A 12572-nucleotide genomic window follows, 5' to 3' on the forward strand; every position below is an offset into this window, starting at 1 on the left:
CCGGAGCCGATCGGGGACGGCGTCGGAGCAGGTTGATCGATGACAAGAGGCGTGGTAACTGCCGCGCCCTGTCCTGGTGGGGGATAGTTTAGCGGTAGAACTCCCGGCTCTGACCCGGGCAGCCTTGGTTCGAATCCAGGTCCCCCAGCCACCGGCCCGAGCGCGCTGCCCGAGCACCTTGGATGCGGGCGCCTTATTCAGAGCCACAACGTTAGAGGACCCGCCAAATCATCGCGGGCGGTCAACGGGTGCTTCAGGTGCCGTCGGCGCTCGTAGACGTGCACCGCTTCCAATACTATTTTATACACTTGGGGGCTCGGAACGAGCGTGGCGGCACAGTTGAACGACGGCAAGACGGATGCGAGCGATCCCGCTTTCGAAGCGGTTGTCGCGCGGGCATACGCCGACTCTCTGAGCACGTCCCTGCGAAATATGGCTGCCGCGACTGAACTTCATGGGCTCCCGCCTGACGCCGATGCGTTGCTTTCGGCAATCAGAAGCGCGTTCGGCAAGGCGAACGCGGTTTCCACCAAGGCCGGGATTGAGTTTCTAGCTGCCCGCGAACATGAAGCACGGGCTGCCGAGGAAGAATGGAAAACCTACTTCGACGCCGCCGATACCGTGCGCTAGGCGTTTGGTGGCCGCCCACATCGGGCGGCCACCTTGGTCGCGAACGTCGCTGCAGGCTACTTGCCAGCCGTCTTGGCCAGCTTCTCACCCAGCTTGCTCGTGTAGTTGTCGGCTTTGTAGATGTCCGCGACGATGCCCTTGAGCTTCTTGACATCGTCCTGCCGGCCGAGCGCCGCGGCGTAGGCCGATGCTGAGCCGAAGCCAGCGATACCGTAGTGCGACATACGCTGATACTGGGCGATGAGGACGATCGCCTGCAGATCGTCGTCTTCGGGCGCTTCCTCTTCGCCGTGCTTGATCGCTTCCTTTACGAGACCTTCCATGCCTTTGCAGTGCTCCTTGGCGACTTCCCCGCCGCCCGCTTCCAGCAACGCCTTGATGGTGGCCGTATGCCCCGAGATGCCCGAGACGGAGTTCTCAAAAAGATCCTTGAGCGTCTCGTCCTGAACCTTGCCTGCAAGCCTGCCGAGGACTTTCGCCATCTGGTCGTTTGCCGACCAAAGGTCCGCTAGCTCATCGTGGTAGATTTCCTTAAGGCTGTCGGGACCGGACATGAAACTCTCCTGTATGGGTGGTGTCGCCTGAGCCCACCGTGCGGTGAGACGGCGTCAGCCCTCCATCTGCGGCCGATATCCCGTCGTTAAAGACGATAGTTGTCGCCCGCCCTTCAAATCATCGCGTTCATCCTGCTTTTCCGCACGATGCGGCGCCTGCACGTTGCGCCGTTGCGCCGGTTCCGGGCTCAGGTTCCGGGCACTCCACGAGGACGGAGATGATTGCAGACAGTAGCGCAACAGGCCGTCACCAGCATGATCAGCGCCATCGCCCGCGGGGTCACGTCGCCGAATTCGCCCACCAACATGCCGCTGACGGCACCGACCGTGAACTGTAATGTCCCGGTCAACGCCGAGGCGACGCCCGCATTGGCATGGTGTCGCGCCATGACCGCTACCGTCCCGTTGGGGAAGACGAAGCCGAGGCACCCGAGCACGACAAAGAGCCCGGCCAGCGTGCCGGCCAGGCTGGCGACGCCGCACATCGCGATGACCGCCAGGTATGCGGTCGCGGCCAACATGACCCGCACGGCGCTGGTCAAGGTCCGGTCCAGCCCGAAGCGCGCCATCACGATCCGGCCGTTCAACTGGCTGCCCATGATGAGGGCGAAGCCGTTCAGGCCGAAGATGCAGCCATAGAGGACAGGGCTGACGTGGAAGCCGGCCTCGAAAACCTGGGGGGACCCGCCGAGATAGGCGAAGAGGGTCGCACTCCCGAAGGCGACGGTAAGCGCCGCGGGCAGGAAGCTGCGGTCCCGCCCGACCTGGATGTAACGTTGGAGGACGCTGATCAGGCCCAGCCTCACCCGTCGCTCCGGCGGCAACGTATCGGGCAGGAAGAAGCCCACCAGGATCATGTTGGTGACGCCATAGATGGCCTGGACCCAGAAGATCGAGCGCCATCCGGCCCATTGCAGAATGAACCCGCCCAGCGCCGGGGCCAGGATCGGCGACAAACCCATGACCAGCATCAGCTGCGCCATCATCCGGGCTGCCGCCTGCCCTGTCGCCAGATCGCGAACGACGGCGCGCGGAACGACGACGCTCGAAGCCCCACCGAGCGCTGCCAGGAAGCGAAAGACCGAGAACGAGATGAGGCCGGTCGAGAGCGCGCAGCCGACAGTCGCGATGGTGTAGAGCGTCATGCCGGCAAGGAGCGGCACTTTGCGCCCTGCTCTATCCGCCAGTGGCCCGAACACCAGCTGCCCGATAGCGAGACCGATGAAGAACGCCGCGAGCGTCATCTGGGCGCCGCCGCGAATGCCGCCAAGCTCCCGCGCGATTGCCGGGAAAGCCGGCAGATACATGTCGATCGAGACCGAACCGACAGCAGTCATGAAGCCGAGAAGGGCGGGCAGCCAGACAGGAAAGCTCATCGGCCCTGTCTGGCACAGCCATGGCCGCAAGGCAGCCCTGAAAACCCCGTATCAGCCTTGCCGGATACGGGGCAGGGCCGAACGATCCTTACGGTGCCGTCAGAGCGCCGCCAGCGGCACCGACGCCGCCGCCAACCAAGGCTCCCGTTCCGGCATTGCCGCCGGTCGCCGCACCGACTGCCGCACCCGCGCCGGCACCGATCGCGCCGCCGGTGAGCGCCCTCGTCAGCGGCGAATGGCCGCAGGCGGAGAGCGACAGAGCAGCCGAACCAAGGGTCAGGCTAAGGATGACAACACGCATCGAACAAAAACGCACGGCAACCTCCCAACAATCGCGGCGAGCCCGAAGGGACCCAACCAGTTGAAAACAAGTAAAAGGCGATGTTGTGCGGGCCGAAGATTTGGCAAGATTGCAAAACGGCAATAAGCCCGTGCGTGAATTGCGGGACCAGCCACTCCGCCGCGCCCGCGCGGCCGGAATTTGGCCGCAAAGCCGCGTGCCGCCGTTCAGAGGGTTTTGCGGCGGTCCGCGTAACGGTCGAGATAGGTGGGCACGATCAGCTCCACCGGCTTGGACGTAATGCCAAGCGCCGCCAGCCCAGGCAGCGTGCCGCTCACCACATTGTCCTGACCTAGCATCTCCAGCTGGTCGGTGGTCAGGAGCTTGCCGGGCAGCCGCTCCAGAATCGTCGCCTGCAGCCGCGCGATGCCGGGCGGCACGGCCACGAGCAGGCGCTTCCGCCGCGTCTCCTTCAAGATGTAGGTCAGGATTTCGCGGAAGGTCCACGTCCTCGGGCCGCCCAGCTCATAGACGCGCGGCGCCTCGGGCGGCAGGGCGAGCGCCGCCATGATGGCATCCGCCACATCCCCGACATAGACCGGCTGGAACTTCGTGGCGCCCGAGATCAGCGGCATGACGGGCGAGAGGCGCGCCATCTCGCCGAACCGGTTGAAGAACTGGTCTTCGGCGCCGAAGACGATGGAGGGGCGCAGGATGACGGCATCCGGGAAACCCGCAGTCACCGCCGCCTCGCCGGCAGCCTTGCTGCGGCCATAGCCGCTGCGGCTGGTGCCCGACGCGCCGATCGCCGACACATGCACCAGATGCCGAACACCGGCCCGGGCGGCCTCGTCGGCGATCAGGCGCGGTCCGGTGCCCTGGATCTTCGAGAAGTCGCCGGCGCGGCGCTCGGCCAGGATGCCGACGAGGTTGACGACGACCTCGGCGCCCACGACGGCGCGGCCGATGGCGGCGGCGTCCGTCACCGGCGCGTATAGGGGCACGATCTGGCCGGTGGCCCCGAGCGGCTTGAGGCCCGCGCCGCGTTCAGGGTCGCGGCCGGCGATGCGAACGACGTAGCCTTGGCGGACGAGGTGCGGCACCAGATAGCGGCCGATGAAACCCGCCCCGCCAAATACCGTGGCGACTTTCCGTGTCTGGGTGACCATGCTGGTGTCCGTCCGTTCAGCGTTATCTCGAAACAGCATTACGAGGCGGCAGAGCAGCCCTCAAGAGCAAGCGCGGCCGTGTGATGATGGCACGGAGCCCGCAGTTGACGCCGGGGTGGCAGCAGTCTACATGCCCCGCCCACCGCAGCTGTGCCCAGATGGCGGAATTGGTAGACGCGCAGGTTTCAGGTACCTGTGGCCGTAAGGTCGTGGAAGTTCGAGTCTTCTTCTGGGCACCACCGCCTCCCCGGCTTTTGTTTCGGCTGCGAGGAACCCCCGGTGACATACGATATCGCGATCGTCGGCGCCGGCATCCTCGGGTTAGCCCACGCCCTGGCCGCGTCGCGCCTCGGCCTTAGCGTCGTCGTCGTCGACCGCGACCAGCGCGCCGTCGGCGCCTCCATCCGCAACTTCGGCTTCGTCACCGTGACCGGCCAGCAAAATGGCGATTGCTGGCGCCGCGCCATGCGGTCCCGCGACATCTGGGAAGAGATCGCGCCGGCCGCCGGCATCTGCGTGCTGCAACATGGCCTCGCCGTCGTGGCCCGCCGCCCCGAGGCCGCCTCGGTGCTGGAAGCGTTCCGGAACCACCCGGTCATGGGCGAGGACTGCGAACTGCTCTCCCCAGCCGAGGGCCGCGCGCGCTTCCCCTGGATCACCGGAGAAGCCGAGGCGGTGCTCTACAGCCCGCACGACCGCCGTGTGGAGTCGCGCGACGCCATCCCTCGCCTGGCGGCCTTCCTGGAGAGCGCCCACGGCGTGACCATCCGGCGCGGCCTGGCCGTCCACGCCGTCGATAGCGGGCGACTGGTGACCTCCGGGGGCGTGGTGGAAGCCAGGCACGTCGTCGTCTGCCCCGGCGACGACCTCGCCACCCTCTTCCCCGACCGCCTTGCCCATTACGGCGTCCATCGCTCGAAGCTGCAGATGATGCGGCTGAGGCCCCTCAAGCCGCTGCACCTCAACTGCGCGGTGATGACCGACCTCTCGCTGGTGCGCTACCTCGGCTACTCCGAACTCCCCGAGGCGCGGCCCCTGCTCTCCCGGCTCCGCTCCGAACAGCCCGCCCATCTCGCCGGCGGGGTGCATCTCATCGCGGTGCAGTCGGCGGACGGCACGCTCGTCGTCGGCGACACCCACGTCTATGGCGACACCATGGACCCCTTCTCCGACAACGCGCTCGACGAGCTGGTGCTGGAGGAGTTCGGCGCCGTCTTCCCCCATGTCGACTATGAGGTCACCGAGCGCTGGATCGGCACCTATGCCGCAGCCCATGACCGGCTCGTGCTCATCGATACGCCGATGGACCGGGTGCGGCTCGTGGTCGTCACCAGCGGCACCGGCGCCTCCACCTCCTTCGCCATCGGCGAGGAAGTCATCCAGGAGCTTTGCGCATGACCACGCATCTTCGCGCGGCGATCTTCGACTGGGCCGGGACCGTCATCGACTTCGGCTCGCGGGCACCGATGGGCGCGTTCGTGGAAGCCTACCGGCGCTTCGGCGTTGACATCTCCGTCTCTGAAGCCCGCAAGCCGATGGGGCTGCCGAAACGCGCCCATATCGCGGCGCTGATGGCCGAACCCGCGATCGCCGGGCGGTGGGCGGATCAACACGGCGCCCCGCCGGGCGAGACGGAGATCGACCAACTTTACGACGTGTTCGTGCCGCTCAATACCGAAGTGGTCGCCGAGTTTTGCACCCTCATCCCCGGCGCGGTTGAGATGGCAAACGCCGTGCGGGCGCGCGGCATGAAGCTCGGCTCGACCACCGGATACGTCCGCCCGATCATGGAACGCGTGCTGCCGCTGGCCGCCGCGCAAGGCTACCAGCCGGACAACCTCGTCTGCGCCGGAGACCTCGCCGACGGACGCCCGACGCCGCTGATGATGTATCGCTGCTTCGCCGATCTCGGTGTCTATCCGCCCTCGGCGGTGGTGAAGATCGACGATACCGAGCCGGGAATTCTGGAGGGCCTCGCCGCCGGCACCTGGACGGTGGGCGTCAGCATCTCCGGCAATTGCGTCGGCCTCTCGGCCGAGGAATGGGCCGCGACGCCCGAAGAGGACCAGGCAACCCTCCGCGCGCATGCCGAGGCGCAGCTGCTCGGCGCGGGCGCGCATTTCGTGATCGACAGCATTGCCGACCTCATGCCGGTGCTCGACGAGATCGAGACGCGCATGGCGCGCGGCGAAGCGCCTTAGGCTCGTCCCATGAACAAGATCGACACGCGGCCGGCGGCGGGCGAAGGCGATGTCAACCACTCGCCGCGGCGGCGCGCCTGGGCGGCGGAGAACATCGGCGGGGCGAGCCGCGACCTCATCGACCGCGATGCGGACGCCTTCCTCCACCAGTCGGTCTCCACCCCCTGCCTCAATGCCATCGCCCGCGCCGAGGGCATCTGGATCGAGGATGTCGCCGGCCGCCGCTACATGGATTTCCACGGCAACAACGTCCACCACATCGGCTATGGACACCCGCGCCTCAAGGCCGCCATCGCCGCCCAGATGGACGAGCTTCCGTTTGCGCCGCGGCGCTTCACCTGCGAGCCGGCGGTTCTCCTCGCGGAGAAGCTTGGCCGCATCGCGCCTCGCGACGCACGCGGCGGCCTCAGCAAGGCGCTCTTTACGACGGGCGGCAGCGATGCCGTCGAGGTAGCGATCAAGCTCGCTCGTGCGGCGACGGGGCGGTTCAAAACGATATCCTTTTGGGATGCGTTCCATGGCGCGGGCTTCGGCGCGGCAAGCGTCGGCGGAGAACAGATGTTCCGTAGCGGACCGATCGGGCCGCTCATGGTGGGCACCGAGCACGTCGCGCCCTTCGCCTGCTACCGCTGCCCCTACGGCTACCCCGACCTCGACGGCGGGCCGGACCTCGACCTGTGCCGCATGACGTGTGCCAACTACCTGGGCTATACATTGGGCCGCGAGGGCGACGTTGCGGCCGTCATCGCCGAACCAGCCCGGGCCGTGCCCTTCCTCCCCCCGCCCGGCTACTGGCGCGTTGTAGCCGAGGAATGCGCGAAGCATGGAGCGCTCCTGATCTTTGACGAAATCCCGACGGGTCTCGGCAAAACGGGCCGTATGTTCGCCTGTGAGCATGACGGCGTCACTCCGGACATTCTGGTGATGGGCAAGGCGCTGGGCGGTGGCATTCTGCCGATCGCGGCGGTGCTGTGCCGGGAGGGGCTGGATGTCGCCGGGGCTTACGCCTTCGGCCACTACACGCACGAGAAGAACCCGGTGACGGCCCGGGCGGCGCTGACGACGATCGAGATCATCGAGGACGAGGGGCTGGTGGAAAATGCCGCGCGCGTGGGTGCGGCGGCGCTGACGCGATTGCAGGAGATGAAGGCGCGGCACCCGCTGATCGGCGATGTGCGCGGGCGCGGGTTGTTGCTGGGCGTGGAGCTGGTATCGGACCGCGAGACGAAGACGCCTGCGCCGGACGCCGCCGAGGCGGTGATGTACCGGGCGATGGATGCGGGGCTGAGCTTCAAGACGACGATGGGGAACGTGCTGACGCTGACTCCGCCGCTCATCGTGACCGAGGCTCAGATGACGCAGGCGCTCGATATCATCGAGGCGGCGATCGGGGCCGAGGAACGGACGGTTTCAGCGAGATGTTAGCGGAGGTCATGGCATAATCCGGGGCGTCTGTCCAGTTTTTTGTTGTGATTTAGCAACTTTTTGAAGCGGGTGCGCATGCCGGGGAGATGCCGATGCGGAGTGGAACACGGCTTCTCCGGACGGACACTGGATCACGCAGCCGGTTCCCATCGGGGTTGAAGCCATCGGTAGCGCCGACAGTTCAGCGCAGCTGCCGGATTGCGCGCAGGCGCGGGCCGACCGTTCTTCCAATGCTGGGAATGAACTGCTTCGCAACCTTTATGATGCCGATGTCGCCGCCGCTTTTCCGGTAGTGCCAGTTCGTCACCATGCGCTTCATCACGTCGGCGGGATACTCGTCCCGGAACAGATGCAACAGGTTCTTGCTTGCGAAGATACTCCACAAATAGGAATCCTTCGGCGGCGCAAGCTCTTTCCAATAGCCGAGGTTGACGACGATGTTGTTCCACAGATGGAGCGTGTACGCTTCGCTGCACAGCTGTTCGCACTCCTGCCTCATTTCCGGCAGAAGCGGCTTCCAGAACGCGTCGAAATGAATCGGGAAAAACTTCGACGGCGGATAGGAGTTCCTGACGACGGTCTCCCGCCCGATCAACTTCGTGAGCAACCGCGGACCCGTCGCGCCCCAAACAAGATCCGTGTTTTTCAGGCGTTCCGTCTGCTCCAACAGCCTGGGAAAATACGGCGCTTTCGGATCAAGCCGCATTATTGCGCCACAAAGCCCTACCTCCGTCTCCCGTGCAAGAAGCGTGTCGGTCTCGCCGGCCGGCCAATCACGCAACGCCACGAGGTCCGTATCGATCCAGGTGCTATCTGTATGCTGAAACATCTTATAGCGGAAATAGTCAGTGAAATGCGACGTGTTCGGAACCCCCTTGTAGAGAAAGGCCCCTAGATCGCTGACCTGCGTGATCTCGCGGGCGTCCCGGCGAGCAATGCCGGGTGGAAGCCCGTCGAATTCCTCGAAGCTGTAGACGACGATATCGTGACCGTCGGAGGCAAACGATGATAAACAGGCTTGATCCAGCGCAGGCATCCGCGCTCCAGACCAGAATGTTGCGACCGGCGTCGGCATTGCAATCTCCAGATAAACAGGTTTGCCGGGCGACTACGGCAGCGCCGCAACCACGACGGGCGGAAGCTTGACCGTTCGCTTCATCGAATGCGCGCGTCGCCTGCGCGTCGTCGCGGCTAACGACCGCACGGCGGCCTCCGCCGCACCATCCCCGACGACCGCGCCGAAACGGCGCTCAGGCCGCATCTTCCGGGGCATCTTCCCGAACAGGCCGGCTGGCTCCAAAGCCTCAAGAACCCGCTTGAGCACAGTGACCAAAGCCGGACCCAAACTGGAACCCCATCCTCAGGTATGCATGATGAGCGAGCTTTACTCGCTCTAACGCGAGGGCTCTAGCTGTTGTGGCGGACTTCGTCCAGATCATGATGCGGACGTTCGTGTGCGGTCTCTCCCCTGTCCATGACCGTAGTCTCATCTGGCAGGACAATCTGCGTCACCGCACAAGCAGGTTCCGCCAAGCGAATGTCGCAGAATGCAGGTGGCTTCCCGGTTGAAGTAGGTCCCGATCGAGCGTATATACCTCTTGGATATACGTTAGAGGCCGCCATGCTTACGCGCACATCCCTGTTTTTGTCCAACCGATCACAGGCCGTCCGGCTGCCGAAGGCGGTCGCCTTCGCGGAGAATGTCCGGGATGTGGTCATCGTCGCGGATGGTCCGCGTCGTATCATTGCGCCGGCCGAGGCAGCATGGGACGATTTCTTCGACGCGCCTGGAACAGACCTAGCGCCACGTGAGCAACCCGCGATGCAGGAGCGCGAGCGCCTCTGATGCTGCGCTACTCGCTCGACACGAACCTCTGCATCCGTGTCCTGCGCGACCGGCCGGACGGTGTGCGAGCGGCGTTCAATGCGAATGCGGAGGCTCTGTGCCTCTCGGACGTGGTGCTCTATGAACTGCTTTACGGGGCCGAGCGATCAAACGATCCTCCGCGCATTCGACGCGAGGTGGAGCACTTCGCGGCCCGGTTGCAGGTTGTCCCCTTCGACAGCGAAGCGGCGGCGCATACGGCGGACATTCGCGCGGATCTTGAGGGACGCGGCTGCGTGATCGGCCCGTATGATCTGATGATCGCCGGCCATGCCCGGAGCCGGGGACTGATCATCGTCACCGGCAACCTCGGCGAGTTCCAGCGCGTCCAGGGCCTAAGATGCGAGGATTGGCTGGCAGCATAATGCTCAACCCTGAGGCTTGCTCAAGAACCAGCAATCTATTATTATATCGTAACTAGATTCTTAGCTTGATCGTTCTTTTGGTTGGGGCAGCAAATGACTAACAGCGTGCTTGAGCAGATAAATGATCTAGAGCATCCTTATACTCCAGAGACAGCGACTTGTACGCGTCATGGCCCGACCCAGACTGAAGATGAGGGACACTTAATCAGCTTTGACTGACTAGGCTGATGCATATTCAGGGCGTTAGCTGGAAGGACGAGCACGCCCTCTCGTCTAGCCGGAACATTGCCAAACGCCACGGCCTTACCGCCAAGCTAAAGTTTCGCCACCTCCTCGCCCTGCGCCCGCACCACCCCCATCTCCGCGCGGCACCCCGAGGAGACGCACCGTGCCAGGCCCCGCAGAACCCAACTCAGCGCTCGCACACTGGGTCATGCCACCGATCGCCGCCGCCATCGTCCTCTGCGCCATCGGCGCGCTCGGGATCGGAGCCACTGACGCCTGGCTTGTCCCAAGCCTCGGCTCCGCCATCTTCGTCCAGGTCATGACACCCAAAGAACCGAGCGCCAGCCTCTGGAGCACGCTCCTCGGCCAGCTCGTCGCACTCCCCGCCGGCTTCATCGCCGTGTTCGTCTCCGGCGCCAATGCCGCCCCCGCCTTCCTCTCCGGCCATGCCCTGGAGCCCAGCCGGCTGGTGGCGGTCGCCATCGCCGTCATCCTCACCATCCTCGCCCAGCGCGCCCTCAAGGCCACCTGCCCCGCCGGCGGGGCCGTCGCGCTGCTGGTGGCGCTCGGCACGACGCCGCCGACCTGGCATGGCGCGCTGCTGCTCGGCATCGGCATCGTGCTGGTGACGATCCTCGGCGAGCCGTGCCGGATGCTCATCCTGCGCCAGGACAAAACCCCCGCCAAAGCCGAGGCCAAGGCGGCAGCGGATTGACCGGCGACGGGGCCTGTGCCGGAATGACCGCATGCGAATCATCCGCCGCGCCGCCTGCCTCGCCGTCCTCGTGCCGCTCGCCGCCTGCGCGGGCAACGGGCAGCTCTATCCGCAGCCCTATATCGGCAAAGGCGCGCCGTTCACCGCCTCGGCCGAGGATGTCGCCGCGTTCAAGGCGCGCACCATCCACGCGCCGGCTCGCGCCGATCTGCAGGACCTCGCCGAGGCCTATATCTCGCGCGAGGTCGAGCACCCGAGCAGCGTCAAATTCCAGAACGAGTTCCAGTCTACGGGCAAGAGCATCGCCATCTGCGGTCAGGTGACCTACCGGAACAAATACGATCAGATGACGGCGTGGCGGCCGTTCTTCGTTGAGTTCACCACCAAGGCGTCGAAGGGTACCGAAGCGCCCTACACCTACAACCCCGAAGATGAGCTGGCGAAACTCTGCGGGCCGCTGGCGACCACCCCCAGCGAATGAAGTTCCTAGGTTCTTTCTTTCAAGAAAGAACGGATCTTCTCTACTGAGCCGGCACCCAATAGCTCTGGAAGAACCCGCGCGCGTCGAGCGGCGCCGGATTGCTGGCGACGGCGTTCCCGTCGTGACAGCTCCACCGATAGATGGTGTCGTGCCCGGTGACATAGGCGGGGATGGAGGCGGCGTTCTGGTTGCCCTCGCACCAGTTGGCGGCAGAGGGCAGCGTGGGCGATGTCTCCGCCTTGCCGCAGGCGAGATTGGCTCCCCAGCTGCACATGAGCACCGCGCCGTCCATGCAGCGGAAGACCGTCATGTGCTCAACCTCGGCGGCGGTCACGCCGGTGTAGCCGAAGGCCTGGGTCGCGGGGCCGACCAGCGACGGCGACAGAGGCCGCAGCGCGTCATCCGTGCCGATGCGGGCGCAAACGGCCTCGGGCGAGGTGAGCCTGTTCGACGCGGCGTGGGCGACCGACGCGCCGGCGGCCGAGGCCAGCGACAGCACAGAGAGAGCCGCGAGCAGCGCCCTCATCGGCCGGCCCTCAGCACCTGATCGGCGACAACGGTGAGGTGGGGATGGCCGACGAGCGCCGTCACCGGCCAACCGGGGTCGGGCTTGCCGTCCAGCAGCGCGCCAAGCGCCTCCGCCTTGGCCGCGCCGGACACCATCAGCAGCACGCGGCGGGCGGCGCGGATCATGCCGATGCCCATGGTGAGGCCGTGGCTCGGGACGTGGAAGCCGTCGGGGAAGTAGGCGGCGTTGGCCATGCGGGTTGCCTCCGTGAGCGGGACGACGTGGGTGCCGGCATCCCAGGCGGCGCCGGGCTCATTGAAGGCGATGTGGCCGTTGCTGCCAAGCCCGAGAATGGCGAGGTCGAGCCCCCCTTGCGCCGCGACCGCCGCGTCGTGCGCCGCCGCCTCGGCCGCGATGTCGGGCGCGTCGCCGCGCAGCAGGCGGATGTGGTCGGCGGGGATGTCCACCTCGTCGAGGATGTGGCGGCGGAGGAAGGCCGCGAAGCTGTGCCGGTCGGTGGGGGCGATGCCGACGTATTCGTCGAGGTTGAAGTAATGGGCGCCGACCAGCGCGATGTCGCCGGCCTCGGCGAGCGTCCGGAGCCGGGCATAGAGGCCGATGGGGGTCGAGCCGGTGGGGAGGGCGATGGCGGCGTCCGGCGTCTCGGCGAGGAGGCTGGCCACATGCGCGGCGGCGCGGTCGGCGAAGGCGTCGCCGCTGTCGGTCCATTCGAGGTGCATCGGACACTCCTGTCTAAC

Annotated in this window: 15 protein-coding genes and 2 tRNA genes; 10 read left to right on the forward strand and 7 right to left on the reverse strand. The window is 65.9% G+C overall.

Annotated elements, in window-relative coordinates; genetic code table 11:
- Positions 1-77 precede the first annotated feature (77 nt).
- Positions 78-151 (forward strand) — tRNA-Gln (locus ACOEQ1_RS09950).
- Positions 152-339: 188 nt separating this feature from the next.
- On the forward strand, positions 340-630 hold the full coding sequence (locus ACOEQ1_RS09955) for a hypothetical protein (protein WP_419759093.1): 291 nt from the start codon (positions 340-342) through the stop codon (positions 628-630).
- Between the two features lie 56 nt (positions 631-686).
- Here the strand turns inward: ACOEQ1_RS09955 and ACOEQ1_RS09960 are convergent, their stop codons facing one another.
- The 4 genes from ACOEQ1_RS09960 to ACOEQ1_RS09975 all read right to left on the reverse strand — a co-directional run bounded on the left by ACOEQ1_RS09960 (position 687) and on the right by ACOEQ1_RS09975 (position 4009).
- On the reverse strand, positions 687-1184 hold the full coding sequence (locus ACOEQ1_RS09960; protein ID WP_419759094.1) for a ferritin-like domain-containing protein: 498 nt from the start codon (positions 1182-1184) through the stop codon (positions 687-689).
- 188 nt (positions 1185-1372) lie between these two features.
- Positions 1373-2560, reverse strand: coding sequence for a multidrug effflux MFS transporter (locus ACOEQ1_RS09965; RefSeq protein ID WP_419759095.1), 1188 nt, complete (start codon positions 2558-2560; stop codon positions 1373-1375).
- An 88-nt stretch (positions 2561-2648) separates the two neighbouring features.
- Entirely contained in the window at positions 2649-2876 is a 228-nt protein-coding gene (locus ACOEQ1_RS09970; RefSeq protein ID WP_419759096.1) for a hypothetical protein, read from the reverse strand.
- Positions 2877-3067: 191 nt separating this feature from the next.
- Complete coding sequence (locus tag ACOEQ1_RS09975; RefSeq protein ID WP_419759097.1) at positions 3068-4009, reverse strand: complex I NDUFA9 subunit family protein; 942 nt, start codon at positions 4007-4009, stop codon at positions 3068-3070.
- A 152-nt stretch (positions 4010-4161) separates the two neighbouring features.
- Between ACOEQ1_RS09975 and ACOEQ1_RS09980 the strand changes: the two genes are divergently transcribed.
- The 4 genes from ACOEQ1_RS09980 (at position 4162) to ACOEQ1_RS09995 (ending at position 7635) form a co-directional block, all read left to right on the forward strand.
- Positions 4162-4248, forward strand: a tRNA-Leu gene (locus tag ACOEQ1_RS09980).
- Between the two features lie 40 nt (positions 4249-4288).
- Positions 4289-5407 carry a TIGR03364 family FAD-dependent oxidoreductase gene (locus tag ACOEQ1_RS09985; protein ID WP_419759098.1) on the forward strand — a complete coding sequence of 373 codons (1119 nt, stop codon included), beginning with the start codon at positions 4289-4291 and terminating at the stop codon, positions 5405-5407.
- A complete protein-coding gene (gene phnX / locus ACOEQ1_RS09990) occupies positions 5404-6210 on the forward strand; it encodes a phosphonoacetaldehyde hydrolase (protein ID WP_419759099.1) in 807 nt (268 codons plus the stop codon). The genes ACOEQ1_RS09985 and phnX overlap by 4 nt, the downstream gene beginning before the upstream one ends.
- Before the next feature lie 9 nt (positions 6211-6219).
- Positions 6220-7635, forward strand: coding sequence for an aspartate aminotransferase family protein (locus ACOEQ1_RS09995; RefSeq protein ID WP_419759100.1), 1416 nt, complete (start codon positions 6220-6222; stop codon positions 7633-7635).
- A 181-nt stretch (positions 7636-7816) separates the two neighbouring features.
- On the opposite strand, the gene ACOEQ1_RS10000 is transcribed toward ACOEQ1_RS09995, so the two are convergent.
- Entirely contained in the window at positions 7817-8710 is an 894-nt protein-coding gene (locus ACOEQ1_RS10000) for a hypothetical protein (protein WP_419759101.1), read from the reverse strand.
- A 546-nt stretch (positions 8711-9256) separates the two neighbouring features.
- Between ACOEQ1_RS10000 and vapB the strand changes: the two genes are divergently transcribed.
- From vapB to ACOEQ1_RS10020, 4 genes are all read left to right on the forward strand, one after another.
- Positions 9257-9481, forward strand: a complete 225-nt coding sequence (gene vapB, locus ACOEQ1_RS10005) for a type II toxin-antitoxin system VapB family antitoxin (protein WP_419759102.1) — start codon at positions 9257-9259, stop codon at positions 9479-9481.
- On the forward strand, positions 9481-9885 hold the full coding sequence (gene vapC, locus ACOEQ1_RS10010) for a tRNA(fMet)-specific endonuclease VapC (RefSeq protein ID WP_419759103.1): 405 nt from the start codon (positions 9481-9483) through the stop codon (positions 9883-9885). Before vapB ends, vapC begins: the two co-directional genes overlap by 1 nt.
- Positions 9886-10273: 388 nt before the next feature.
- Entirely contained in the window at positions 10274-10825 is a 552-nt protein-coding gene (locus tag ACOEQ1_RS10015; protein WP_419759104.1) for an HPP family protein, read from the forward strand.
- A gap of 31 nt (positions 10826-10856) precedes the next feature.
- Positions 10857-11306, forward strand: coding sequence for a hypothetical protein (locus tag ACOEQ1_RS10020; RefSeq protein ID WP_419759105.1), 450 nt, complete (start codon positions 10857-10859; stop codon positions 11304-11306).
- Between the two features lie 40 nt (positions 11307-11346).
- Here ACOEQ1_RS10020 and ACOEQ1_RS10025 read toward each other — a convergent pair whose 3' ends face one another.
- Positions 11347-11832, reverse strand: a complete 486-nt coding sequence (locus ACOEQ1_RS10025) for a hypothetical protein (protein WP_419759106.1) — start codon at positions 11830-11832, stop codon at positions 11347-11349.
- Complete coding sequence (locus ACOEQ1_RS10030) at positions 11829-12554, reverse strand: glucosamine-6-phosphate deaminase (protein WP_419759107.1); 726 nt, start codon at positions 12552-12554, stop codon at positions 11829-11831. The genes ACOEQ1_RS10025 and ACOEQ1_RS10030 overlap by 4 nt, the downstream gene beginning before the upstream one ends.
- Positions 12555-12572 lie beyond the last annotated feature (18 nt).

It is taken from the genome of Acidisoma sp. (genome assembly GCF_965199065.1).
Classification (GTDB): domain Bacteria; phylum Pseudomonadota; class Alphaproteobacteria; order Acetobacterales; family Acetobacteraceae; genus Acidisoma.

Bases quoted from the DNA above. Each gene is read 5' to 3' on its own strand.
- ACOEQ1_RS10020 (WP_419759105.1), top strand. From the start codon at position 10,857: ATGCGAATCATCCGCCGCGCCGCCTGCCTCGCCGTCCTCGTGCCGCTC.
- ACOEQ1_RS10030 (WP_419759107.1), bottom strand. From the start codon at position 12,554: ATGCACCTCGAATGGACCGACAGCGGCGACGCCTTCGCCGACCGCGCC.
- vapC (WP_419759103.1), top strand. From the start codon at position 9,481: ATGCTGCGCTACTCGCTCGACACGAACCTCTGCATCCGTGTCCTGCGC.
- ACOEQ1_RS09995 (WP_419759100.1), top strand. From the start codon at position 6,220: ATGAACAAGATCGACACGCGGCCGGCGGCGGGCGAAGGCGATGTCAAC.
- phnX (WP_419759099.1), top strand. From the start codon at position 5,404: ATGACCACGCATCTTCGCGCGGCGATCTTCGACTGGGCCGGGACCGTC.
- ACOEQ1_RS09960 (WP_419759094.1), bottom strand. From the start codon at position 1,184: ATGTCCGGTCCCGACAGCCTTAAGGAAATCTACCACGATGAGCTAGCG.
- ACOEQ1_RS09965 (WP_419759095.1), bottom strand. From the start codon at position 2,560: ATGAGCTTTCCTGTCTGGCTGCCCGCCCTTCTCGGCTTCATGACTGCT.
- ACOEQ1_RS10025 (WP_419759106.1), bottom strand. From the start codon at position 11,832: ATGAGGGCGCTGCTCGCGGCTCTCTCTGTGCTGTCGCTGGCCTCGGCC.
- ACOEQ1_RS10000 (WP_419759101.1), bottom strand. From the start codon at position 8,710: ATGCCGACGCCGGTCGCAACATTCTGGTCTGGAGCGCGGATGCCTGCG.
- ACOEQ1_RS09975 (WP_419759097.1), bottom strand. From the start codon at position 4,009: ATGGTCACCCAGACACGGAAAGTCGCCACGGTATTTGGCGGGGCGGGT.
- vapB (WP_419759102.1), top strand. From the start codon at position 9,257: ATGCTTACGCGCACATCCCTGTTTTTGTCCAACCGATCACAGGCCGTC.